The sequence below is a fragment of the Paracoccus sp. TD-10 genome (assembly GCF_048270675.1).
GTDB classification, from domain to species: domain Bacteria; phylum Pseudomonadota; class Alphaproteobacteria; order Rhodobacterales; family Rhodobacteraceae; genus Paracoccus; species Paracoccus pantotrophus.
On record NZ_CP182418.1, the window covers coordinates 341,002 to 363,587 of the forward strand.

At 68.6% G+C, this 22,586-nt stretch carries 20 protein-coding genes and 1 tRNA gene; 10 read left to right on the forward strand and 11 right to left on the reverse strand.

Annotated elements, in window-relative coordinates; genetic code table 11:
* Nucleotides 1-46: 46 nt before the first annotated feature.
* From ACNKFW_RS01715 to ACNKFW_RS01725, 3 genes are all read left to right on the forward strand, one after another.
* The gene (locus ACNKFW_RS01715; RefSeq protein WP_051419759.1) at nt 47-1,141 is read left to right on the forward strand and encodes a DUF475 domain-containing protein; all 1,095 of its coding nucleotides are present in this window, start codon (nt 47-49) and stop codon (nt 1,139-1,141) included.
* 89 nt (nt 1,142-1,230) lie between these two features.
* Entirely contained in the window at nt 1,231-2,181 is a 951-nt protein-coding gene (locus tag ACNKFW_RS01720; protein ID WP_418024593.1) for a hypothetical protein, read from the forward strand.
* 144 nt (nt 2,182-2,325) lie between these two features.
* Entirely contained in the window at nt 2,326-2,838 is a 513-nt protein-coding gene (locus ACNKFW_RS01725) for an AmiS/UreI family transporter (RefSeq protein ID WP_418024595.1), read from the forward strand.
* On the opposite strand, the gene ACNKFW_RS01730 is transcribed toward ACNKFW_RS01725, so the two are convergent.
* From ACNKFW_RS01730 to ACNKFW_RS01740, 3 genes are all read right to left on the reverse strand, one after another.
* The gene (locus ACNKFW_RS01730) at nt 2,839-4,923 is read right to left on the reverse strand and encodes an NAD-dependent epimerase/dehydratase family protein (protein ID WP_418024597.1); all 2,085 of its coding nucleotides are present in this window, start codon (nt 4,921-4,923) and stop codon (nt 2,839-2,841) included.
* A gap of 9 nt (nt 4,924-4,932) precedes the next feature.
* Nucleotides 4,933-5,895 (reverse strand): glycosyltransferase, encoded by a 963-nt coding sequence (locus ACNKFW_RS01735; protein ID WP_024845442.1) that lies wholly within the window; start codon nt 5,893-5,895, stop codon nt 4,933-4,935.
* Between the two features lie 89 nt (nt 5,896-5,984).
* Nucleotides 5,985-7,169 carry an HPP family protein gene (locus ACNKFW_RS01740; protein ID WP_024845441.1) on the reverse strand — a complete coding sequence of 395 codons (1,185 nt, stop codon included), beginning with the start codon at nt 7,167-7,169 and terminating at the stop codon, nt 5,985-5,987.
* 256 nt (nt 7,170-7,425) lie between these two features.
* On the opposite strand from ACNKFW_RS01740, the gene ACNKFW_RS01745 reads away from it, so the two are divergent.
* Nucleotides 7,426-8,460: an AbrB family transcriptional regulator gene (locus ACNKFW_RS01745; RefSeq protein WP_081750568.1), complete on the forward strand. Its 1,035-nt coding sequence runs from the start codon at nt 7,426-7,428 to the stop codon at nt 8,458-8,460.
* Between the two features lie 26 nt (nt 8,461-8,486).
* On the forward strand, nt 8,487-9,050 hold the full coding sequence (locus ACNKFW_RS01750) for a HutD family protein (RefSeq protein ID WP_418024599.1): 564 nt from the start codon (nt 8,487-8,489) through the stop codon (nt 9,048-9,050).
* On the opposite strand, the gene ACNKFW_RS01755 is transcribed toward ACNKFW_RS01750, so the two are convergent.
* From ACNKFW_RS01755 to ACNKFW_RS01765, 3 genes are all read right to left on the reverse strand, one after another.
* Complete coding sequence (locus tag ACNKFW_RS01755) at nt 9,047-10,819, reverse strand: monovalent cation:proton antiporter-2 (CPA2) family protein (RefSeq protein ID WP_418024601.1); 1,773 nt, start codon at nt 10,817-10,819, stop codon at nt 9,047-9,049. The two genes, ACNKFW_RS01750 and ACNKFW_RS01755, sit on opposite strands and share 4 nt — an antisense overlap.
* Nucleotides 10,820-10,891: 72 nt before the next feature.
* On the reverse strand, nt 10,892-11,911 hold the full coding sequence (locus ACNKFW_RS01760; protein WP_418024814.1) for an LLM class flavin-dependent oxidoreductase: 1,020 nt from the start codon (nt 11,909-11,911) through the stop codon (nt 10,892-10,894).
* 11 nt (nt 11,912-11,922) lie between these two features.
* Nucleotides 11,923-12,897 (reverse strand): LysR family transcriptional regulator, encoded by a 975-nt coding sequence (locus ACNKFW_RS01765; RefSeq protein WP_024845436.1) that lies wholly within the window; start codon nt 12,895-12,897, stop codon nt 11,923-11,925.
* 119 nt (nt 12,898-13,016) lie between these two features.
* Here ACNKFW_RS01765 and ACNKFW_RS01770 point away from each other — a divergent pair, with 119 nt between their 5' ends.
* Together ACNKFW_RS01770 and ACNKFW_RS01775 are read left to right on the forward strand one after the other, a co-directional pair.
* Nucleotides 13,017-13,961, forward strand: a complete 945-nt coding sequence (locus tag ACNKFW_RS01770) for a ring-cleaving dioxygenase (RefSeq protein ID WP_024845435.1) — start codon at nt 13,017-13,019, stop codon at nt 13,959-13,961.
* Nucleotides 13,962-14,113: 152 nt separating this feature from the next.
* Nucleotides 14,114-14,518 (forward strand): DUF1801 domain-containing protein, encoded by a 405-nt coding sequence (locus ACNKFW_RS01775; protein ID WP_024845434.1) that lies wholly within the window; start codon nt 14,114-14,116, stop codon nt 14,516-14,518.
* Nucleotides 14,519-14,549: 31 nt separating this feature from the next.
* Here ACNKFW_RS01775 and ACNKFW_RS01780 read toward each other — a convergent pair whose 3' ends face one another.
* The 4 genes from ACNKFW_RS01780 to trpA form a co-directional block, all read right to left on the reverse strand.
* Entirely contained in the window at nt 14,550-15,143 is a 594-nt protein-coding gene (locus ACNKFW_RS01780; protein ID WP_024845433.1) for an NADPH-dependent FMN reductase, read from the reverse strand.
* A 249-nt stretch (nt 15,144-15,392) separates the two neighbouring features.
* Nucleotides 15,393-16,922, reverse strand: a complete 1,530-nt coding sequence (locus tag ACNKFW_RS01785) for a VOC family protein (protein WP_147427504.1) — start codon at nt 16,920-16,922, stop codon at nt 15,393-15,395.
* Between the two features lie 13 nt (nt 16,923-16,935).
* The gene (locus tag ACNKFW_RS01790; protein WP_024845431.1) at nt 16,936-17,553 is read right to left on the reverse strand and encodes a glutathione S-transferase family protein; all 618 of its coding nucleotides are present in this window, start codon (nt 17,551-17,553) and stop codon (nt 16,936-16,938) included.
* Nucleotides 17,554-17,666: 113 nt separating this feature from the next.
* A complete protein-coding gene (gene trpA / locus ACNKFW_RS01795) occupies nt 17,667-18,464 on the reverse strand; it encodes a tryptophan synthase subunit alpha (protein WP_147427505.1) in 798 nt (265 codons plus the stop codon).
* Between the two features lie 126 nt (nt 18,465-18,590).
* Here trpA and ychF point away from each other — a divergent pair, with 126 nt between their 5' ends.
* Together ychF and ACNKFW_RS01805 are read left to right on the forward strand one after the other, a co-directional pair.
* A complete protein-coding gene (ychF, locus tag ACNKFW_RS01800) occupies nt 18,591-19,688 on the forward strand; it encodes a redox-regulated ATPase YchF (protein ID WP_024845429.1) in 1,098 nt (365 codons plus the stop codon).
* Nucleotides 19,689-19,853: 165 nt separating this feature from the next.
* Nucleotides 19,854-19,943: transfer RNA gene (locus ACNKFW_RS01805), tRNA-Ser, on the forward strand.
* Nucleotides 19,944-20,267: 324 nt separating this feature from the next.
* Here ACNKFW_RS01805 and ACNKFW_RS01810 read toward each other — a convergent pair.
* Entirely contained in the window at nt 20,268-20,735 is a 468-nt protein-coding gene (locus tag ACNKFW_RS01810) for a very short patch repair endonuclease (RefSeq protein WP_018000099.1), read from the reverse strand.
* Nucleotides 20,736-20,802: 67 nt separating this feature from the next.
* Between ACNKFW_RS01810 and ACNKFW_RS01815 the strand changes: the two genes are divergently transcribed.
* Nucleotides 20,803-22,443 carry a DNA cytosine methyltransferase gene (locus ACNKFW_RS01815; RefSeq protein WP_018000098.1) on the forward strand — a complete coding sequence of 547 codons (1,641 nt, stop codon included), beginning with the start codon at nt 20,803-20,805 and terminating at the stop codon, nt 22,441-22,443.
* Nucleotides 22,444-22,586: the final 143 nt, after the last annotated feature.

Below are 22,586 nucleotides of genomic sequence, written 5' to 3' on the forward strand. Positions count from 1 at the left end.
GATGTCGGCATCCATCTTTGACCAGCCGCCTGGACTTGTTCTTAACATGCAGCAAGGAAACAACCCGCCCTTGGGGGGCTCGACGAATGGAACCCATCGTCCCACCCTGCACTATTTCAAATGGTCCTTCATCGTCACCGTGCTCGGCCTCGCCCTGGGCGCGGTGCTGGGATGGCAGACGACCGGAACCGTCGGCGGCACGCTGACGATCTTTTTCATCTGCGCCGTGCTGGCGGTGCTGGAAATCTCGCTTTCCTTCGACAACGCCATCGTCAACGCCAACAAGCTGAAAGAGATGACCCCGAAGTGGCAGCGCCGCTTCCTGACCTGGGGCATCCTGATCGCCGTCTTCGGCATGCGGATCGTCTTTCCGCTACTGATCGTGGTCATCGCCGCCAATATCGGTCCCTGGCAGGCCATGGTCCTGGCCGCAAGCCAGCCCGACGAATATTCGCGCATCATGCACGAGGCGCATCTGCCCATCGCGGCCTTCGGCGGCACCTTCCTGATGATGGTCGGCCTGAGCTTCTTCTTCGACCATGAAAAGGACGTGCATTGGGTGCGCTGGCTGGAACATCGCATGCAGCGTTACGCCACCGTCCGCGGCATCGAGGTCGCGGTGGTGCTGGTCACGGTGCTGATCTTCTCGCGCTTCCTGGAAGGGGCCGATTCGCAGGTGTTCTTCCATTCCGCGATCTGGGGCCTTCTGACCTTCCTGCTGGTCGAGGTGCTGGGCGGCCTGCTCGACAGCTCGCAAGAGGCGATGCAGGCCGGCGCCAAGGGCGGCATCGGCGCCTTCCTTTACCTGGAAGTGCTGGACGCCTCCTTCAGCTTCGACGGCGTGATCGGGGCCTTTGCGCTGACCCATAACCTGTTCGTCATCGCCATCGGCCTGGGTATCGGCGCCATGTATGTGCGCTCGATGACCATCATGCTGGTCGAGCGCGGCACGCTGGCCGAATACCGCTTCCTCGAACATGGCGCCTTCTATGCCATCATCGCGCTGTCGGTGATCATGTTCGTGCAGCCCTTGGTGCATATCCCCGAGGTCATCACCGGCCTGGGCGGCGCGACGCTGATCGGCATCTCGTTCTGGTCCTCGATCCGCTGGAACCGCAAGAACCACGCGGTCGAGGCGTAAGCCCTCCGAAGCGACAGGAATGGCCGCTGCCTTTCGGGGCGGCGGCCTTTTTGCTATCCCTGATCCCGTGGTTCGGAACGAGGACAGTCATGCGTTACCTTCTTGCCCTGCTTGCCCTGCTGGTCGTCGCCGCCGTGGCGGCGCTGTTCTATTGGCGCCATGCGCAAAGGGCCGGGGCCGCGCAGGATGACGGCGCCGACGTGCAGGCGCTTTACCAGGCCGGCCGGGCGCTGCCGCAGGGACCGCTGCGGGTCTATCACCTGGGCCACAGCCTGGTCGGGCGCGACATGCCGGCGATGCTGGCGCAGCTGGCCGGGCAGGGGCACGATTATGCGCTGCAACTGGGCTGGGGCACAGCGTTGCGCGAGCATCACCAGGGCCGCGAGGCAATCGCCGGCTTCGACCAGGAAAACGCCACCCCCCGCTATCGCGACGCGCATCAGGCGCTGGCGAGCGGCGAATACGACGCCTTCGTCATGACCGAGATGGTGCGGCTGCAGGATGCGATCCAATACAAGGAAAGCCGCCTCTATGCCGGGAAATGGGCGGCCGAGGCGGCGGCGGGCAATCCGGCCGGGCAGGTCTTTCTTTACGAAAGCTGGCACGCGCTGGATGACCAGCCGGACTGGCTGTCGCGCCTGCCCGACGACCTGGAGACGATGTGGAAGCCCGGCCTGCTCTGGCCCGCCGCGCGTGCCGCCGGCAAGCCGGTCTGGCTGATCCCCGTGGGGCAGGTCATGGCCCGGCTGGTGGCCGAGGCCGAGGCCAGGGGCGGCATCGCCGAGCTGGCATCGCGCGAGGATCTGTTCGGCCGCAGCCCGGACGGCACGCTGGACCCCATCCACCCGAACGACCTGGGCGTCTACCTGGTGGCGCTGACCCATTACGCGGTGCTTTACGGCCAAAGCCCGGTCGGCCTGCCGCATGAACTGATGCGCGCCGATGGCAGTCCCGCCGATGCGCCCTCGCCCGAACTGGCGCGGCGCATGCAGGAGGTGGTCTGGGAGGTGGTCAGCACCAACCCGCTGACCGGGCTGTGACCGCAGGAAAACCGAACGCTGTTTTTACGGATCGTTGAAAATATTTCGATTGATCCGGCGCGGGATTTGCCTTCTTGGCAGGCATGGGCTGATCGTATTCCGGGCAATTGCCCGATCCGCGGTCAGTCGTGCTGAGGAGGTCCGATGCTTACCGGGTTCGTGCTGTTCTATGTCGGCGCCGTGCTGTTTCTGAACGGGCTCTGGCTGATGGGCCGGATCGCCGATCGCGAGATCGTCGTCATCAACATCGTCGCCGCGCTGGTTTCGGGCGCGGCAGTGCTGCACGACGCCTTCGGCGCCGGGGCCAGCGCCGCCAGCATCCGCAACGGCGCGCTGAGCCTGTTGTTCTGCACCACCTATCTGTGGGTCGCCTATAACCGGCTCAGCGGGGCGGATGGGCGCGGCCTGGGCTGGTTCAGCCTGTTCGTCGCGGTGACGACCGTGCCGGTCTGCCTGCGCGCGCTGGCGGCGGCGGGGTCCGCGACCGAGCTTTGGCTGGCGGCGAACTGGGCCGTCTGGGGCGTGCTGTGGTTCCTGTATTTCCTGCTGCTGGCGCTTGGCCGCCCGATCCAGCGGCAGACCGCCTGGGTCACGCTGCTGGCCGGGATATTCACCGGCTGGCTGCCGGGCTTCCTGCTGCTGGACGGGCTGCTCTGATCACCAGAACAGATGCGCCTCGTCGATGGCGCGGCGCCAGAAGGCGTCGCGGTCTGATTCCGGCGCCCAGCCCAGCAGGCGCTTGGGTTTTGTATTATCGAAACGCGACAGATGCCCGCGCGACTTCCAGTCGGCCAGCGAGGCCGGGGACGCCCCCTTGCGGCGCAGCACGTGGCGCTTCAGCCCCTGCTTGACCGCATCGACCGCCCAGAGCGCGGTCAGGTTCGAGCCGCTGACCTTCAGCCGCGCCCCGGTGCGGCGATGGATGGCGTCGAAATAGTCGCGGCCGGAAAACATCGGCTCGCCGATCAGGTTGAAGCTTTCGCCGATGGCCTCGTCGCGTTCCATCATCGCGATCAGCCCGTCCGAGACGTCGTCGGCCAGCACAAAGGGCAGGATGTTGCGGCCATTGCCCCACAGCCGCACCGCCCCGGCGCCGTGCCAGCGGCCGATGCCCCAATGCTGCAGGGGCCCGCCGTCGCCCAGCACGATGCCGGGCCGGGCGATCACCAGCCGCAATCCCTGCGCCTGCATGGCGATCAGCCGCCGCTCGCCCTCGGCCTTGGACCGCGCATAGATGTTGCGGGTTTCCATCTCGCCGAAATCGGTGGCCTCGGTGATGGTGCGGGCCGGGTCGGACATGTCGTATGAGGCGATGGTGCCGGTATGGACCAGCCGCCCGATGCCGGCGCGGATCGCGGCGCGGCCGATGCGCTCGGTCGTGGCCACGTCGTTTTCCAGCGCCGCCTGCCAGTTCTTGTCGGTGGATTTTGCCAGGTTGAAGACGCAATCCATGCCCTGCATCGCGGCCGCCAGCCTGTCCTCGTCGCGCAGCGACACGCCCAGCGTTTCGACATGGTCGGCGATGTCGGGAAAGGGACCGTTGTGTCCGCGCGACAGCACCCGCACGTCGTGGCCGCGCTCGACCAGCCGCCGGGTCAGGTTGCGGCCGATGAAGCCGGTGCCGCCGATCACCATGACGCGCGGCCGCGGCGTGCCGTGGGGCCGGGCCGGAACCGCGGGCAGGGCGGGCAGGCGGGCCAGCGCATCCTCGATCCCCTGCATCACCGCGCGGGCCGAGGCGGGCGCAAAGCGCGGGTCGGGCTGCCCGGCGCGGATGCCGTCGTAGAAGGCGGCGATGGTGGCGCGGAAGCTCAGCCCATAGGGGCTTTTCTGGTTCAGCGAGGCGGCCTGGCGGAAGGCGTTGCGCAGCCCCTCGCGCAGATGCGCCCCGGCGCGGGACAGTTCTTTGATCAGCGGGTTCAGCACCAGATCGGCGGTGTTGTCGCGCGTGACCACCAGCGCATCCGCCGCATAATCCAGCCGCGCCATGCCGGAGGAGCCGCGCAAGCTGACCGAACGGTCGTCGAAGGTCTCGACCAGCGACAGGGCGATGGTCAGGTCCACCTTGCCGGCGCGGGCCAAGATGCGCCAGCTTTGCGGCCGCCGCTCGCCGCCGGGCAGGGTGATCCATTGGCCCAGGCTGACATGCTCGACCTCCAGCGGGCCGAACAGGTCCACCGCGAAGGAGAAGGGGTGCGGGCCAAGCTCCAAGAGCAGGTTCTGCGTCTCGCGCAGCATCCACAGCCCGTAGGGCCCCGAGCGCAGCGGCACCAAGGGCAGCGCCCAGTTGACCTGCGCGCTGGAGACCAGCCCCAGGTCGCCCGCCTGCACCGCCCGTTTCAGCCGTTCGTAACCCGGCAGGCCCAGGAAGTTGTGGCAGGCGCCCAGCTGGCGGCCGGCGGCCGTGGCGGCCGCCTCCATCTCGTTGATCTCGGCGACGGACAGCGCCACCGGCTTCTCGACCAGCACATGCAGGCCGGCGCCCAGGCATTTCACCGCCAGGTCGCGATGCAGGTTCGGCGGCGTCAGGATATGCACCACGTCGCAGACCCCGGCGGCGATCATCTGGTCCAGGTCGGCAAAGGCGGCGACGCCATGGCCGGAGGCCAGCGCCTCTGCCGCATCGATGGCGGGGTCGCAGATCGCGACCAGCCGCGCGCCCGGCGCGGCCTTGATCGCATCGGCGTGCCACGAGGCGATGTAGCCGGCCCCGACGATACCGACGCGCAGGTCCGAGGTCATGGCAAGCTCCTATTTATATTCGATGATATGCATGGCGTCGCCCCGCTGGCGGCGACGGAAATATGTCAGCATCCCGAAAAGGTTGGGGATCTTGGCCAGAGTCAGCAGCGCCGCCTGCCGGCCGGCCATCGGCTGGCCGCGCAGCCCCGTAAGGGTCTTCCAGAAAGACAGCGCGTAAAGTCCCAGCGCCGCCAGAGACAGCCAGGGGCTGAGGACCAGCCCCAGCAGGAAAAGCAGCGGCAACGCCAGCCCATAGACCCAGACCCGCATCTGCTCGCGCCGGAAATGCGGCGGGTGCATGCGGCCCACCTGCGCGAAGCCGTGGCCGTTGCGGATGGTGCGCTGCCACCATTGGCCGAATCGCGTCATGGCGGCATCGTGCCAGGTCATCTGCACCGGCAGGCGCTGCAGCCTCCAGCCGGCCTTGCCGAGGCGCAGGCAGAATTCGTCATCCTCGGCCGCGATCACCGCGGGGTCGAAGCCGCCGACCTGGCGAAAGGCCGCGGTACGCACCATCATGTCGCCGCCGCAGGCCACGATGGGGCCGGCGGGGCGGTGCCAGTCCACCTCGCACATCTGGTTATAGACCGTGGCCGTGGGGTGGATCTCGGACCGCCAGCCGGTGACGAGGCCCAGTCCGGGATCGGCCTGCATGGCGGCGGCGCCGGCCTCCAGCCAGCCCGGCTCGACCCGGCAGTCGCCATCGACGAATTGCACCAGATCCAGCGCGCCCTCCGCCTGCAGTGCCTCGAATCCCGCATTGCGGGCGCGGGCGGCGGTGAAGGGAACCGAGCTGTCCAGCTCGACCACGGCGACGCCCAGGCTGCGGGCAAAGGCGACGCTGTCGTCGCGCGAGCCGCTGTCCACATAGACCACCCGCGCGCAAAGCGGCACCAGCGAGCGCAGGCAGGCCTTCAGCCTGTCGCCCTCGTTGCGGCCGATGGCCACGGCGCCCAGCGTGGGACGGGTCATGTCTGCCCTCGTGCTTGTTCCGGCAGGGGCAGCCTATCCCCGCCGCGGCGCGTTCGGCAATGCGGCGCGGCCTGTCGTTATCGGCATGTTCAGGGCCTCGGCGGCGGCTGCCGCAGGCTTTGTCGCGCCAGCGCCGAGATCAGGTCGGTCTGGGTGACGATGCCGACGATGCGCGGCCCGTCCAGCACCGGCACCGCCTCGCATTCGCCCGAGGCCAGCATCGGCAGCAGCGCCCCGATGGGCGCGTCGGGCGCGACATGCGGCGGGTCGGTCTGCATGATCTCGCGCGCGCGGGGGGCTGCGCCGCGCCTGGGGTTCATCAGGTCCGACAGGGCGGCCAGGAAGCGGCGGTTGTGGCGAAAGGCGTCCTCGCGGGCGCGGCGGATCAGGTGCAGCTGGAAGATCACGCCACGGAACTGGTCGCCGGCCTCGACCACTGGCAGCGAGGTGAAGCCGTGCTTGCGGAAGATGTCGGCGACCCGCACCAGCCGCGTATGCGGGGCCACGGTGACGAGGTCGCGCGACATCACGTCCGCCGCGGTCAGCGGTCCGGTGCGATGGGCGGCGGCCTGCAATTCGGCGGCGCCGATCAGGCGCGCCAGGTCTTCGACCCCCAGGTTCAGCGACTGGCGATAGCGTTGCAGGATTTCGGTCAGTTCTTCCTTGGACAGGCCCAGCCGCTCCATCGCCGGGTGGTCGGCGGTGCCATGCGGCCCCGGTTCCTCGAACTGGCGAAACGGATAGCGCCGGCCGGTCAGCCGGGCATAGATCATCCCCAGCCCCACCAGCGCCAGCGTGCCGACCAGCACCGGCGTCAGCACGAAGTGAAAGCCAAGCGCGCCGATCGCCTCGGGGTTCAGCGCGGCGGTCATGGCGACCGCGCCGGCCGGCGGATGCACGGCGCGCAAGAGGATCATCGCGGCGATGGTGACGCCCACTGCCAGCGCGACGCAAAGCGCCGAATGCGGCGTCGCCATGCAGGCCAGCACGCCGATGGCGGCGGCGACGGAATTGCCGACCACCGCCGACCAGGGCTGGGCCAGCGGGCTGTTGGGCACCGCAAAAACCAGCACCGAGGTCGCCCCGAAGGGCGCGATCATGGACAGCCCCAGCCGCAGGTCGGTCGCGGGCGACAGCAGGAACAGCCCCGAGATGCCCAGCCCCACCAGCGCCCCCAGGCCGGCCCGCAACGCCTCGCGCGGCGAGCCGGGCGCGATCGCCGGGCCAAGCGCCTGCGTGATCTGGTGCAGCACGGCCCCGGCGGGTCTGGTCATCTGAGCTTGCCTTTCGCGCCCGCCCGAAAAACGGGCTTCCAATGCGCCTAATTGTCGCAGGAGCGGGCAGGTTGCAAGGCCCCGGAAGGGTTGAGCTGGGACGCTCTCGGCCCGGCCGGCGGTGGCCTTCGGCAGGGCGGGTCCGGGCCATGGCGCGGCCTTGGCGCGAATCGGCCGAGTCGCTTTGACATTTCCCGGCCGGCTGTGCCAATTCGGCCCATGGCGCCCGGGTGACGGGCGCCCGCCGGGAATGACGATGAACCTGCTGAACCGCCGCATCCTGACCTTCGCGCTGGCCGCCCTGGGCGGCGCGGCCTTCCTGCTGCTGCACCTGCCGCTGCCCATGCTGCTGGGACCGATGCTGGCCTGCCTGGTCGCGGCGCTGGCCGGCGCGCCGCTGGCCGGGGCCGGGCAGTTCGGTATCTTCATGCGCACCATCCTGGGGGTGGCGGTGGGCGCCTCGATCACGCCCGGCGTGCTGGCGGAACTGCCCGAGGTGGCGGCATCGCTGCTGTTCGTGCCCGGCTTCATCGGCGTGATCGCGCTGGTCGGCTATCCGCTGTTTCGCCGCGCCTTCGGCTTCGACCATGCGACGGCCTGGTATGGCGCCATGCCAGGCGGCTTGCAGGACATGCTGGTCTTTGGCGAGGAGGCGGGCGGCGATGTCCGTGCCCTGTCGCTGATCCATGCGACGCGGGTTCTGGTGATCGTCACCGTTGCGCCGCTGATCATGACCGCCTGGTGGGGCGTGGACCTGTCGCAGCCGCCCGGCACGCCGATGCGTGCCACGGATGCGGCCGAGATCGCGCTGATGGTCGCCGCCGGGCTGCTGGGCTGGAAGGGGGCCGAGCGGTTGGGCGTCTTCGGCGCCTCGATCCTGGGGCCGATGGTGCTGACCGCGGCGCTGTCGCTGTCGGGGCTGATCACCCAGCGCCCGCCGGCCGAGATGATCCAGGCCGCGCAATTCTTCATCGGCATCGCTGTCGGGGTGAAATATGCCGGCATCACCCTGCGCGAATTGCGCCTGCATGTGACGGCCGGTATCGTCTATGCGCTGCTGCTGGCGGCGGTCAGCCTGGTCTTCATCGAGGGGATCGTGCATCTGGGGCTGGCGCCGGCACTGGACGCCTTCCTGGCCTTCCTGCCGGGCGGGCAGGCCGAGATGGTGGTGATCGCGCTGATCGCCGGGGCGGATATCGCCTATGTCGTCAGCCATCATCTGCTGCGCATGGTCATCGTGATCGTGCTGGGGCCGGTGGTGGGCAAGGTGCTGGGCCGGCGCGGCGGCTGAGGCGAGGGAACCAAGAGGAGAGCTGCATGAGCCATCGCATCCTGAAAGCCGCCGACCATCGCCGCATGCCGTGGAAGAACGGCCGCGGCGAGACGGTCGAGATTGCCGTCCATCCCGCGGGCGCGGGCCTTGCCGATTTCGGCTGGCGCGTCAGCATGGCGGGCGTGACCGAGGACGGCGATTTCTCGATCTTTCCGCAGATCGACCGCACGCTGGCGGTGCTGACCGGCGCGGGGATCGCGCTTCAGGTGCAGGGGCAGTCCATGCGGCGGCTGACGCCGGAGAGCGAGCCGCTGGCCTTCCCGGCCGATCTGCCGACCTCGGCGCGGCTGCTGGCGGGGCCGATCACCGACCTGAACGTGATGACCCGGCGCGGCGCCTTCACCCACCGGCTGTCGCGGCTGACCCAGGTGGCCGAGGGGGCGCCCGATTGGCGGCTGCTGCTGGCCACCGCGCCCGTGGTGCTGGATTTCGCAGGCGGCACCGTTGCGCTGGACCAGCTTGACGTGCTGCTTTGCGAGGGGCCGGAGGCCGCGCTGCCCGCCGGTCCCGCCCCGGATGTCTGGCTGATCGAGATCGCCCGCGCCTAGTCCCGGCGATTGCCGAGCAGCAGGTCGCGGCCGGCGAAGATGCCGCCGACGCATTCCATCTGAAACCGTTCCATGTCGCGGCCGCGGATCTCGGCCATGACCGCCTCGACCGCGTCGGGGTCGTCGCCCAGCTGCAACAGCGCCTCGCGGCCCATGGCGAAGGCGCTTTCCAGCGTCTCGCGCAGCTGGAAGTCGGCGCCGGCCTCGACCAGTTCCCGCGCATGTTCGCGATCGAAGGCGCGGGCTATGACCGGGACCAGCGGGAATTCGTGCTTGGCCAGTGCGACGATGCGGGTCACGGCCTGCCTGTCGCCGGGCACGGCGACGATCAGGCTGGCATTGCTGGCCCCGGCGGCGTGCAGGATGTCCAGCCGCGCGCCGTCGCCATACCAGACCTTGAAGCCGAACTCGTCGGCATCGCGGATGGTCTGCGGGTCGCTTTCGATGATCGAGATGGAATGGCCGCGCGCGATCAGCGGCTGGCTGACGATCTGGCCCATGCGGCCGAAGCCGATCATCAGCACCCGCGCCTCCAGCCCCTCGGCCGCCTCGACCCCGTCGAGCGAGGGCGCGGGTTTCGGCGCCAGCCGGTCGTGCAGGATGATCATCAGCGGCGTCAGCACCATCGAGACGATGACGATGGCGGTCAGCACGGCATTGTCCTGGCCGCTGATGATGCCGAACTGCATGGCGCTGGAATACAGCACAAAGGCGAACTCGCCGCCCTGCGCCATCAGCACCGCGCGCTCCAGCGCCTCGGCGCGGCTGGCGCGCAGCACCCGGCCGACGGTATAGATCACCAGCATTTTCAGCAGCATATAGGCCGGCACGCAGATCGCGATCAGCGCCCAGTTGGCGGCGATGACCCGCAGGTCCAGCGCTATGCCGACGCCCAGGAAGAACAGGCCCAGCAGCAGGCCGCGAAAGGGTTCGACATCCGCCTCCAACTGGTGGCGGAAGCTGGATTCCGACAAGAGCACCCCGGCCAGGAAGGCGCCCATCGCCATGGACAGCCCGCCCCATTGCATCAGCAGCGCCGCGCCCAGTACCACCAGCAGCGCGGCGGCGGCCATCACCTCGCGTCCGCCGAACCGGGCAAGCAGGCCGAACATCGGGTTCAGCAGATAGCGCCCGGCCGCCACCAGCGCGGCGATGCAGCCCAGCCCGACGGCGATGCCGATCAGCCGGGCGGGCAGGGTCACCTCTTCGCCCCCCGGCGCGAGAAAGGCGACCAGCGCCAGCAGCGGCACGATGGCCAGGTCCTCGAACAGCAGGATGGCGATGATGCGCCGGCCCTTGGGCAGCGCCATCTCGCCCCGCTCGGCCAGCATCTGCATGACGATGGCGGTCGAGGTCAGCACGAATCCGGTGCCCGAGACGAAGCTGGCGGCGACCGGAAAGCCAAGCGCCAGCCCGACGCAGGTCAGCGCTGCGATGGCCAGCAGCACCTGGGCAAGGCCCAGCACGAAGATCTCGCCCCGCATGGTCCAAAGCCGCGAGGGCTGCATTTCCAGCCCGATGACGAACAGGAACAGCACCACGCCCAGCTCGGCCACATGGATGATCGCCTGCGGGTCGTGGAAAAAGCCCAGCCCGAAGGGTCCGATCGCCAGTCCCGCCGCCAGATAGCCCAGCACCGAGCCCAGCCCCAGCCGGCGAAACAGCGGCACCGCCAGAACCGCCGCCGCCAGCAGCACGACCACGCTGAGCAGCGGCACCCCGCCGCCATGTGCCGCCGCCCCGGCAGCGGCCGTCACCTCTGTCGCCATCCGGTCCCCGTTCGCGCTGGTTTCCTTGGGGCCAGCCTATACCCCGTCCCCGCGATCACAAAGCCCCCCCGCTCAGCGCCAGCCAAGCGCGGGGGCAACGTGTTTCAGCACCGCCTCGATCACATGGGCGTTGTAATCGACGCCCAGCTGGTTCGGCACGGTCAAGAGCAGCGTGTCGGCCTCGGCGATGGCCTCGTCCTCGCGCAGTTCCTCGACCAGCCGGTCCGGCTCGGCGGTATAGCCGCGGCCGAAGATCGAGCGGGTCTTCTCGGTGAAGCCGATCTGGTCGGCCTCCTTGCCGCCATGGCCGAAATACATCCGGTCGCGGTCATCCATCAGCGGAAAGATCGAGCGGCTGACCGAGACGCGCGGCTCGCGCCCATGCCCAGCCGCCGCCCATGCCCCGCGATAGGCGCGGATCTGCTCGGCCTGCTGGACGTGGAAGGGCTTTCCGTTCTCGTCCGTCTTGAGCGTCGAGCTTTGCAGATGCATGCCCAGCCGCGCCGCCCAGCGGGCGGTGTCGTTCGAGGCCGCGCCCCACCAGATCCGCTGGCGCAGGCCGGGCGAATGCGGCTCGATCCGCAGCAGGCCGGGCGGGTTCGGGAACATCGGTCGCGGGTTCGGCCGGGCGAAGCCATGCCCCTCGATCACGTTCAGGAACACCTCGGCATGGCGCCGCGCCATGTCGGCATCGCTTTCGCCCTCGGCCGGGGAATAGCCGAAATAGCGCCAGCCCTCGATCACCTGCTCGGGCGAGCCGCGCGAGATGCCCAGTTGCAGCCGCCCCTGCGCGATCAGGTCCGCGGCCCCGGCATCCTCGGCCATGTAGAGCGGGTTTTCATAGCGCATGTCGATGACGGCGGTGCCGATCTCGATGCGGCTGGTGCGCGCCCCCACCGCCGCCAGCAGCGGGAAGGGCGAGGCCAGCTGGCGGGCATAGTGATGGACGCGGAAATAGGCGCCGTCCGCGCCCAGTTCCTCGGCCGCGACGGCCAGCTCGATGGATTGCAGCAGCGTGTCCTGGGCGCTGCGGGCCTGCGAGGCGGGCTCGTCCGACCAATGGCCGAAGGACAGAAAACCGATCTTCTTCACGCCATGTCTCATCACGGGGCGACCTTTGGGGCTGCGGGTTCCCGGGATATGGGGTCGGGACGGGCGGATGCCCAGCCTGCCTGCCATGCCGGGCTGTGCAGTTCCGCGGCCAGATGGTCAATGAAGCGGCGCAGCTTGGCCGGCATGGGCAGGACCGGCGGCCAGACCGCGACGATGGGCAGCGGCCTGGTGCCGAAGCCGGTCAGCACCCGCTCCAGCCGCCCCTCGGCCAGCGCCGGCGCGACGATGAATCCGGGCAGGATGGCCAGCCCCAGCCCCGCGATGGCCATGTCGCGGATCGCCTCGCCGTTGTTCATCGACAGCCGCCCCTGGACGAAGGGCGAAACGAAGCGGTCGCGATCCTGGAACTGCCACAGCTGGCTCATCGGCAGGTGGCTGTAGCCGATCACCTCATGCTCGCGCAGGTCGGCCAGGGTCTGCGGGCGGCCCCTGCGGTCCAGATAGGCGGGGCTGGCGCAGGCGATGCTGGCATCCTCGCACAGCTTGCGCTGCATCAGCGCCTTGTCGCGCATCTTGCCGATGCGGATGCCGATGTCGAAGCCCTCGCGCGCCAGGTCGCGGCTGCGGTCGTCGTAATCGACGCGGATCTCCAGCTCGGGGTTTTGGGCGGCGAAGCGGGCGATGATCGGCCCCAGATGCATCACACCAAAGCTCATCGGCGCGGCGATGGCCAGGCTGCCGCGCAGGGGTGCCAGCCCGTCCATGTCCCAGGCGGTGCTTTCGGCGGCCGCGACCAGTTCGGCCAGCGCGGGACGCAGCCGCTCGGCCAGGCGCAGCGCCGCCTCGGTGGGGGTGATGCGGCCGGCATTGCGGCGAAACAGCGCCGCGCCCAGCGTCGCCTCCAGGTCGGTGATGCGCTTGCTGACCACGGATTTCGACAGGTTCAGCCGCGCGGCGGCGGCGGTGACGGTGCCCAGCTCCATCACCGTCAGGAAGGTTTCCAGATCGTTCAGGTCGTAACGCATGGCCCAAGCTTACCCGGTCCCGCGCCGTTCGCAATCGGCGAACGCAAGGTTCGCGGCCGCTCCGGTGGCGGAAACGGCCGCGATGCCCGATATTGATGCCAAGAGAAAGGAGGCCCATCATGGAGCTGACCGGAATTCACCACCTGACGGCAATCACCGCCGATGCGCCCGGCAACAAGCGGTTCTATACCGACACGTTGGGGCTGCGGCTGGTCAAGAAGACCGTCAACCAGGACGACACCAGCGCCTATCACCTGTTCTATGCCGACGGGCTGGCCCGGCCCGGGACCGACCTGACCTTCTTCGACTGGCCGGCGGCGCCCGAGCGGCGCGGCACCCATTCGATCAGCCGCACCGGGCTGCGGGTCGCGGGCGACAGCCTCGACTACTGGGCCGGGCGGCTTCGGGACCGCGGCCTGACCGTGGGGCGGATCGCCGAGATCGACACCCGCGCCAGCCTCGATTTCGAGGATCCCGAGGGCCAGCGTTTCCGCCTGACCGCGGACGCGCCCGATGCCGAGCCCGCGCCCTGGGCGAAAAGCCCGGTGCCGGTGCAGCACCAGATCCACGGGCTGGGGCCGATCACCATCTCGGTGCCGGACCTGGCCCCGACCGAGTTGGTGCTGACCCAGGTGATGGGCCTGCGCAAGGTCCGCGACTATGCCAGCCCCGACGGGCACGGCACGGTCCATGTCTACGAGATGGGCCAGGGCGGCCCCGCGGCCGAGCTGCATGTCGCGGTCCAGCCCGACCTGCCCACGGCGCGCCAGGGCGCGGGCGGGGTGCATCACGTCGCCTTCCGCGTGCCCGACAAGCCGGCCATTCACGAATGGGCCAGGCGGCTGAGCGGGATGCGGGTGCCCAATTCGGGCGAGGTCGAACGCTACTATTTCCGCTCGCTCTATTTCCGCGAGCCGGGCGGCAACCTGTTCGAGATCGCCAGCGACGATCCCGGCTTCGCCGTGGACGAGCCGCTGGAGAGCCTAGGCGAGACGCTGTCGCTGCCGCCCTTCCTGGAAGGGCAGCGCGCGCAGATCGAGGCGCGGCTGAAGCCGCTGGACTGAGCCCTGCCGAACCGAAAGGAAAGGCCGCCGGAACGATCCGGCGGCCTTTTTCATGCGCGCGGGAATCCGCCCGCAGCCGGCGGGCCTGTTGCCGCATCGGCGATTTCGCCCCATGCTCCTGACCGCGGCAGGACGGAAGGGAGCGACACGGCATGAGCCAGCCGGCAACGGAACAGCCCGCCTCGCAGCTGATCGATGCGCGGATCAAGGAACTGGGCGATTGGCGCGGCGAGACCCTGGCGCGGCTGCGCGCCCTGATCCACGAGGCCGATCCCGAGGTGGTCGAGGAATGGAAATGGCGCGGCGTGCCGGTCTGGTCGCATGACGGCATCATCTGCACCGGCGAGACCTACAAGCAGGTGGTGAAGATGACCTTCGCCAAGGGCGCGGCGCTGGAAGATCCCGCGGGCCTGTTCAACGCCAGCCTGGATGGCAATACCCGCCGCGCCATCGACCTGCGCGAGGGCGAGCGGATCGATGCCGGGGCGCTGAAGGCGCTGATCCGCGCCGCCGTGGCGCTGAACACGGCCAGCAAGAAAAAGGGGCGGTCGAAATGACCGCCCCGTCCTGCCGGCTGAGCTGATTGCTTCAGGCGGTCCTGGCGCGCTGCGCCATGGTCGCCTCGGCCCACCAGAGCAATTCGTCCAGCATGGCGTTCAGCGCCGGCAGCAGGTTCGCCTCGACCTCGGCCATCTCGCCATTGGCGCCCAGCGGCGAGACCTTGAAGAAATCGCCGCCGCCCAGATGCACGGCATTGCGCAGCGGCACCATCTGCAGTTCGACAGCGATGCCGCGCAGGTGCTCGATGGCGCGGGCGGCGCCGACGCCGCCATAGCCCATGGCCGCCGCCGGCTTGTGGTTCCATTCCTTGTAGGCCTGGTCCAGCGCGTTCTTCAGCGCGCCGCTGACCGAATGGTTGTATTCCGAGGTCAGGAAGATAAATCCGTCGAACCCGGCCAGCTTCTGCTGCCATTTCACCGCCCGCGGATCCTGCGACGGCACCCAGAGGTTCGAGGCGACCTCGTCGAACAGCGGCAGGTCGTAGTCGCGCAGGTCCACCAGCTCGAAGCTCATGTCCTCGCGCTTTTGCGCGTTTTCCAGCAGCCAGGCTGCGGGTTTGTCGGCAAAGCGCGCGGCGCGGGTCGCGCCGATGATGATGGCGATATGCGGTTTCTGGGTCATGATCTGATCCTTCGTCATGATTTGGCGGGCCGGGCGCGGCCCTTCCGGTTGAATGCGTCGGCCTCAAACTGGCCTTTGCCAGGCTTTCGGGCAAGCCAACCGGAATCGGAAACGGCGTTCGGGAATCGGAAACACATCGCCCGGAATCACGAAAGGACAGGCGGGCCTCGCGACCCGCCTGTCCATCTTCTCTGTTCTACAAATACCCATGCGGCAGCGCGGAGGGGCGCCGCGCTGCCGGTCCGGCCCTCAGCCGTGACCCAGCCACCCAGCGGTCAGCGACGCATCCTCGGGCCGAAGCTCGTGCCCGGCATCGAGCGTGCGCGCCTCCAGCGCCGTGCCGCCGTCCTGCAGGGCGCGCTCCAGCGCCGGGGCCATGCGGGCAAAGGGATCGCGGGCGCCGGTCAGCATCAGCACCCGGCTGCCGGCCAGGGCCTGCGTCTCCAGCGCCGGCGGCTCCTCCAGCACCTGCACGGCGCGCAGCAGAACCGCCCGGCCGATCAGGCCGGGATGCAGCTGCATGACCGCGCCCAGCAGGTTCGCGCCGTTGGAATAGCCCAGATAGGTCAGCGCCGCGGGGTCCAGGCCGTAGGCCCGCGCCGCCTCGGCGATGAAGCCGGCAAAGGCCTCGACCTCGGCGCGGATGTCCTCTTGGTCATAGGTCACCGCGTCATAGCGGCGGAACCAGCGATTGATGCCTTCCTCGGTCGAGCGGCCGCGGACGCCCAGCAGCGTGGCGTTCGGCGCGATCCGATGCGCCAGCGGCATCAGGTCGGATTCGTTGCCGCCGGTGCCGTGCAGCAGGACGATGGTGCTGCCGTCCGGGTTTTCCGGCCGGTGGAAGCGGTGGATGAAATGCAACTCGCGCATCGGGCTCCTTTCCTCGCCCGGCAGGGCGAATTGCGGCAGGATCACGCGCAGGTCCTCGGCGCGGGCCGCGTCATGGGGCGGGACGAACAGCGTCTCGCCCAGGTGCTCGGCCGCCTCGTCCACGGTGAACCCGGGGGCGTCGGTGGCATATTCCAGCAGCGTTCCCGCCGGCTCGCGCACATAGAGCGACAGGAAATATTTCCGGTCATGCACGCTGGTCGCGTCGGTATCCTTCAGCGCCAGCCGCATCCGGCGCACGGCATCGGCGTCCGGCGCCCGGAAGGCGACGTGATCCAGGATGCCGGTACCGGGAATGCCCGGAAAGAAGCCGGTCGCATCGCGGATGTCGACGACATCCGTGTCCGATTCCATGCGCTGCGCCGCGCCCTCGGTCGAGCCGGGGCGATAGCCGAAGCGGGTCAGGAAATCCCGCGTCGCTGCGGGCTGTTCGGTCAGGATGGTGACGCCGCGCAGCCGCGTCGGCGCGATCGGATCGGGCAAGGGGGCCGTGGCGGGCAGGTCCGCCCCCACCAGCTTGACGATCACGCCGTCGGGATCCTTCAGCCGCAGCACCGTCTCGCCCCGCTCGCGCAGCGGCCCCTCGACCGGCACGCGCGCGGTCATGGCGCGGGTCAGCCAGTCGCCGATGCTGGCGGGCGGCACGGCCAGCGCGATTTCCGCCACCTGGCCATGGCCGACCCGGCCCGGCGCCCCGTCCTCCCAGACCAGGAAGGTGACGAGCGAGCCGGGCGAGCCGAGCGCGTCGCCATAGAACAGGTGCAATTGCTCGGCATCCTCGAAGCCGCCGGTGCGCTTGACCAGGCGCAGGCCCAGGAAGCCGGCGTAGAAATCGACATTGGCCTGCACCCGGCGGGTAATGCCGGTGACGTGATGGATGCCGGTGGGCATGATTTTTTCCCCTTTATGCGCCCTCTTCGCGGGCAAGGACGGTCTGCACGGCCGGATCGGCCGCGATGCGGTCATGCAGGGCCTGCACATTGGCCCAGCCATCGGTTCCCTCGGGCAGCAGCTTCGCCGCCCAACGCAGCATCGGAAAGGCATAGGCGTCGATCACCGAGCGGCGGCCCAGGATCCAGTCGCGGCCATCCAGATGCGCGTCCAGCAGCGCCAGCCGCTTGCGGACCAGCTTGCGCGCGGCCTCCTGCACCGCCTCGCGGTCGGCCTCATCGCGGCGGGTGGTATAGCGTTGCGGCGTGAACAGCGGGAAGAAGGCCGGATGCAGGTCGCCGGTGAAGAAGCTCGACCAGCGGTCGAGTTCCGCCTGCGCCCGCAGGCCGTCGCCGCCGGCCAGGTCGGCCTCGGGATGCTTGCGCGCCAGGTGGTGCAGGATCGCGCCCGCCTGGGTCAGGGTCCAGCCGTCATCCTCGCGCAGCACCGGCACGGCGCCGGCCGGGTTCACCGCCAGCAGTTCGGCCGAGCCGAATTCGACCGCCACCGCCTGATAGGGCGCGCGGGTCCATTCCAGCACGATATGGGGCGCGAGCGAGCAGGCGCCGGCATGGTAGAACAGGGTGGGCATGAAATCCTCCGTCTTGCGATGCGTCCAAGATAGCGCCGCGCCGCGTTTCCCCCACCGGCAAAGGCGGGAACGCGGCGTTCTGCATCATCGAACGCGCCGGGCGGAGGATCGGTTCAGGCGCTGTGCGCGCCCCGCGCCAGGTCGGCGACGAAGGCCAGGATCTCAGGCACCGGCCGGCCCTCGCCGATCAGCTTGACGATGGCCGAACCCACGACGCAGCCATCGGCCACGCCCGCCACCGCCTGCGCAGCCTCGGGGGTCGAGATGCCGAAGCCGACGACGACCGGCAGTTTCGCGCTGGCGCGGATGCGGGCCACCTCGGGCGCGACCTCGGCCGCGTTCGCCGCAGGACCGCCGGTGATGCCGGTGACGCTGACGTAATAGACGAAGCCCGAGGTGTTCTGCACCACGGCGGGCAGGCGGCGGTCATCGGTGGTCGGCGTCGCCAGGCGGATGAAGTTCAGGCCGGCCTCGCGCGCCGGCAGGCACAGCTCGGCATCCTCCTCGGGCGGCAGGTCCACGACGATCAGCCCGTCCACGCCGGCCGCGGCGGCCTCGGACAGGAAGCGGTCGACACCGCCCGCGCGGGCATAGATCGGGTTGTAATAGCCCATCAGCACGATCGGCGTGGCGTCGTCATCGGCGCGAAAGGCGCGCACCATGTCCAGCACGCGGGTCACGCTGCCACCGGCCGCCAGCGCGCGCTGGCCCGCCGCCTGGATCGTGGCGCCGTCGGCCATCGGGTCGGTGAAGGGCATGCCCAGCTCGATGATGTCCACGCCGGCGCCGGGCAGGCCGCGCATGATCTGCAGCGAGGTGTCGAAATCCGGGTCGCAGCCCATCATATAGGCGACGAAGGCCTTGCCGTCCGTCTTGGCCAGCCGCGCGAAAGTGTCGTCGATTCTGCTCATGCGCCCCGTTCCCTCATGGTCCGCCCAGCCCTAGCCCGGCTTGAGGGGCAAGATCAACGGCCCGCCACTGGACTTGCGCGTCATCGCCCCATAATAAGCGCGGAAATCCGGGAAAAGGGGTGCATCATGGGCTTTCGCATGGGGATCGTCGGCCTGCCGAACGTGGGCAAATCGACGCTGTTCAACGCGCTGACGAAAACCGCCGCCGCGCAGGCTGCGAACTTTCCCTTCTGCACCATCGAGCCGAATGTGGGCGAGGTCGCGGTGCCCGATCCGCGGCTGGACAAGCTGGCCGGGATCGCGGGCAGCAAGCAGATCATCCCGACCCGCATCACCTTCGTCGACATTGCCGGGCTGGTGAAGGGCGCGAGCAAGGGCGAAGGCTTGGGCAACCAGTTCCTGGCCAATATCCGCGAAGTGGACGCCATCGCCCATGTCCTGCGCTGTTTCGAGGATGGCGATGTCACCCATGTCGAGGGCCGCGTCGATCCCATCGCCGATGCCGAGACCATCGAGACCGAGCTGATGATCGCCGACCTGGAATCCATCGAGCGCCGGCTGGCCAATATCCAGCGCAAGCTGAAGGGCGGCGACAAGGAGGCGGTGGCGCAGGAAAAGCTGCTCAAGGCCGCGCAGGCCGCGCTGGAATCCGGCCGCCCCGCCCGCACCGTCGAAGTCGCGGACGAGGACCGCAAGGCCTGGGACATGCTGCAGCTGCTGACCGCCAAGCCGGTGCTGTTCGTCTGCAATGTCGAGGAAGACAAGGCCGCCACCGGCAACAGCCAGTCCGAGCGCGTGGCGCAGATGGCGGCCGAGCAGGGTGCCGGCCATGTGGTGATCTCGGCCAGGATCGAGGAGGAGATCAGCCAGCTTCCCGCCGAGGAAGCGACGATGTTCCTCGAGGAGATGGGCCTGCACGAGGCCGGCCTCGACCGGCTGATCCGCGAGGGCTACAAGCTTCTGGGCCTGGAGACCTATTTCACCGTCGGTCCCAAGGAGGCCCGCGCCTGGACCATCCACAAGGGCACGCTGGCCCCGGCGGCGGCGGGCGTGATCCATGGCGATTTCGAGCGCGGCTTCATCCGCGCCGAGACCATCGCCTATGACGATTACGTGGCGTACAAAGGCGAGGCCGGCGCGCGCGAGGCCGGCAAGTTCCGCGTCGAGGGCAAGTCCTACGTGGTGCAGGACGGCGACGTGCTGCATTTCCTGTTCAACGCCTGACCGGAAGGATTCCCGGCCTCCCGGCCTTCTGGTCTTGCGGGGCCGGCAGGGTTTCGCGGGCGGCAGATGCCGTGAAAACCAGGGGAAGTTGCCCAGTTCCGCCATCTTGTCGCGGCTGCGAAATACCCCTTGTTTCCGCGGCTCCTGATCCATATACGAGGCGGCGGAGACGTGGCCGAGTGGTCGAAGGCACACCCCTGCTAAGGGTGCAGGCGGGAAACCGTCTCGAGGGTTCGAATCCCTTCGTCTCCGCCACTTGCCTCTGCGAAAGCGTTCTCCCCATACGGCTGCGGCCGGATTTTTTCGTTGTTTTCGAGGGTTATGCGGGTGGGCTGTTCACTTTGCCCGGCGCGAGATGGCCGAAATCGGTCTCTCCTGGCCGATATTCTCCGGACCTGTTGACTGGACGCGCAAAGGTTCAGTTCACGCAACCTGTTGAAATCGTATGGTTTCGGTCGATGCAAAGCTGTTGACTTCGACGACAGGGGCAGCCTGCCGAGATGGAACGGAGATCGAACCTTCGCCAATGAAGAGATGCGTTCAGAAGATCAGCCAGGGTTGCTTGCAGCACTACTCCAGTCATTCCGTGTGGCGAAGGTCGCCTTCGTCGATCTCGATATTGGGCGCGCCAGTTGCAAGCCATGAGACAAGCGCAGAGCAGGTCGCCGTGACTTGGTTCGGCTTGCGCAGCGCGCACTCCCATACTATCGCCACGCGCCACCCATCTGCCACCAGCGCCTCGCATGCCGCACGATCGCGCCTGACATTCGCGGCGAACTTCTCTGCCCAGAACTCGGGGCGGGTCGCGGGCGTGGTCGTGTAACGGCAGCCTTCGTGACGGTGCCAGAAGCAGCCATGCACGAAGATGACGGCCCGGTGCTTCGCGAGGACCAGATCCGGCCGACCAGGGACACCGTTTCCATGCAGCCGATACCGAAAGCCGCGCGCGTGCAACGCGCGCCTCAGCACCATTTCCGGCTTCGTGTCCTTGCCCCGGATCCCGGACATCATCCGCGAGCGGGTCTGCCTGTCGACGATATCCGCCATTTGCCTCCTGGCCTCTGCGTCCGGATCTAGTATACAGCCTGCAACCCGAATTCGAGAGGCCCCTGATTTGCCAGCCACTTTCGGCATCGTCGATCTTTTTGCCGGCCCAGGCGGGCTGGGCGAGGGCTTTGCGTCCCTCGATGTCGGCGGCCACGCGCCGTTCCGGATCGGCATCTCGGTCGAGAAGGAGGCCTCGGCGCATCGCACGCTGACCTTGCGCGCCTTCCTGCGGGCGCATCAGGCGCGTCTCGGGGCGTTGCCACAGGCCTTCATCGACTTCCACGCCGGACTGATCCCGGAGCCCGACTGGAGCGAGGTGGATGCGGTGGCGTGGCAGCATGCGACGGCGGAGGCGCAATGCCTCAAACTCGGGACGGAACCGGCTGCCGCCGCCATCGATCATGCCATCGGTGCGCTGCGCCGGGAGTTCGACGACACCATCCTGATCGGCGGCCCGCCCTGCCAGGCCTATTCGCTTGTCGGGCGCGCGCGGGCGAAGGGGAAGGTCGGATACGTCCCCGAGAAGGACGAGCGGCATTACCTCTTCCGCGAATACATCCGGGTACTCGACCGCCTGCGCCCCGCTGCCTTCGTCATGGAGAACGTCAAGGGCATGCTGTCCTCGACGGTCGAAAGCCGCCTTGTCTTCGAGATGCTGATGGAGGACCTCGCCTCGCTCGGCACCGGTCAGGGACATCACTACGAGATGAGGGCGATCCGGGTGTCGGACGGCAGGGCCAGTCTGCGGGAGGCCGCGCAGCCTTCGGATTTCATCGTCCGCGCCGAGGAATGGGGGGTGCCGCAGCGGCGTCACCGGGTGATCATCGTCGGTATCCGCTCCGACCTGGCGGACAGGGCCACCGGGACGAGTGTACCGATTTCAGGGGTGACACGGACTGTCGATGACGCCATCGGCATAATGCCGGCGCTGCGAAGCGGCCTGAGCCGCGGTCGCGACGACCCGGCGAGCTGGCGGCGAGAGGTCGTTGAGGCTGCCCTGCTGCTTGCGGGCATCCACCGGGGCAAGGGAGACGGGCCGCTGCGCGACCTCTTCTCCGCCGTTGCGACGGGCCTGAAGAATGGATTGCTGGCGCCCCGCCTGTCAGCGCGGCGCCCCGAGGGCTACGGCACATCAAACGACGAACTCCTCGCCTGGCTGGAGCGCCCTGCGTTGCGCGGTTTCGCCCAGCACGAGACACGCGGGCACATGCCCTCGGACCTCGGCCGCTATCTGTTCGCTGCCGTCTTCGGCGCGGTGCGCGGTTACAGCCCAAAGGCTTCCGATTTCCCGCTGTCGCTCAGCCCCGACCATCGCAACTGGTACAGCGGCGTTTTCAACGACCGCTTCCGGGTCCAGGTCGCGGGGGGGCCATCTACCACGGTCACGAGCCACATCTCGAAGGACGGCCACTACTTCATCCACCCCGATCCAATGCAGTGCCGCAGCCTCACTGTGCGCGAGGCGGCGCGCCTGCAGACCTTCCCGGATGACTACCTGTTCCTAGGCAACCGGACGCAGCAGTACGTGCAGGTCGGGAACGCCGTTCCGCCCTACCTCGCCCGCCAGATCGCCCAGCTTCTCTTGCGCGGCCTTTCCGGGGCGCCGTCTTGCGAGTCGCCGGCGACCGAAGCCTCTGACATGGCAGCTCGCAGCCGCGAGATTTCGTCGGCCAAGACGCCCGCGTCCGAGAGTTTGCCGAGGAGATAGTCGAGTGCGTTACGTTCGCCCCGGTCAAGAGGAGCGTGGCCTTCCTGAAGGGTTTCGAACGCGGATTGCGACTTCGGTGAAAGCCAACCGCGCTTCCCGGCTTCCTGCCTCACTTTCCGGGCAGCATCCGCCATGCTCGACCC

What these genes read in the sequence shown, in the direction of transcription:
- ACNKFW_RS01715 (WP_051419759.1), top strand. Translation starts at nt 47, where the DNA reads ATGCAGCAAGGAAACAACCCGCCCTTGGGGGGCTCGACGAATGGAACC.
- ACNKFW_RS01720 (WP_418024593.1), top strand. Translation starts at nt 1,231, where the DNA reads ATGCGTTACCTTCTTGCCCTGCTTGCCCTGCTGGTCGTCGCCGCCGTG.
- ACNKFW_RS01725 (WP_418024595.1), top strand. Translation starts at nt 2,326, where the DNA reads ATGCTTACCGGGTTCGTGCTGTTCTATGTCGGCGCCGTGCTGTTTCTG.
- ACNKFW_RS01730 (WP_418024597.1), bottom strand. Translation starts at nt 4,923, where the DNA reads ATGACCTCGGACCTGCGCGTCGGTATCGTCGGGGCCGGCTACATCGCC.
- ACNKFW_RS01735 (WP_024845442.1), bottom strand. Translation starts at nt 5,895, where the DNA reads ATGACCCGTCCCACGCTGGGCGCCGTGGCCATCGGCCGCAACGAGGGC.
- ACNKFW_RS01740 (WP_024845441.1), bottom strand. Translation starts at nt 7,169, where the DNA reads ATGACCAGACCCGCCGGGGCCGTGCTGCACCAGATCACGCAGGCGCTT.
- ACNKFW_RS01745 (WP_081750568.1), top strand. Translation starts at nt 7,426, where the DNA reads ATGAACCTGCTGAACCGCCGCATCCTGACCTTCGCGCTGGCCGCCCTG.
- ACNKFW_RS01750 (WP_418024599.1), top strand. Translation starts at nt 8,487, where the DNA reads ATGAGCCATCGCATCCTGAAAGCCGCCGACCATCGCCGCATGCCGTGG.
- ACNKFW_RS01755 (WP_418024601.1), bottom strand. Translation starts at nt 10,819, where the DNA reads ATGGCGACAGAGGTGACGGCCGCTGCCGGGGCGGCGGCACATGGCGGC.
- ACNKFW_RS01765 (WP_024845436.1), bottom strand. Translation starts at nt 12,897, where the DNA reads ATGCGTTACGACCTGAACGATCTGGAAACCTTCCTGACGGTGATGGAG.
- ACNKFW_RS01770 (WP_024845435.1), top strand. Translation starts at nt 13,017, where the DNA reads ATGGAGCTGACCGGAATTCACCACCTGACGGCAATCACCGCCGATGCG.
- ACNKFW_RS01775 (WP_024845434.1), top strand. Translation starts at nt 14,114, where the DNA reads ATGAGCCAGCCGGCAACGGAACAGCCCGCCTCGCAGCTGATCGATGCG.
- ACNKFW_RS01780 (WP_024845433.1), bottom strand. Translation starts at nt 15,143, where the DNA reads ATGACCCAGAAACCGCATATCGCCATCATCATCGGCGCGACCCGCGCC.
- ACNKFW_RS01785 (WP_147427504.1), bottom strand. Translation starts at nt 16,922, where the DNA reads ATGCCCACCGGCATCCATCACGTCACCGGCATTACCCGCCGGGTGCAG.
- ACNKFW_RS01790 (WP_024845431.1), bottom strand. Translation starts at nt 17,553, where the DNA reads ATGCCCACCCTGTTCTACCATGCCGGCGCCTGCTCGCTCGCGCCCCAT.
- trpA (WP_147427505.1), bottom strand. Translation starts at nt 18,464, where the DNA reads ATGAGCAGAATCGACGACACTTTCGCGCGGCTGGCCAAGACGGACGGC.
- ychF (WP_024845429.1), top strand. Translation starts at nt 18,591, where the DNA reads ATGGGCTTTCGCATGGGGATCGTCGGCCTGCCGAACGTGGGCAAATCG.
- ACNKFW_RS01810 (WP_018000099.1), bottom strand. Translation starts at nt 20,735, where the DNA reads ATGGCGGATATCGTCGACAGGCAGACCCGCTCGCGGATGATGTCCGGG.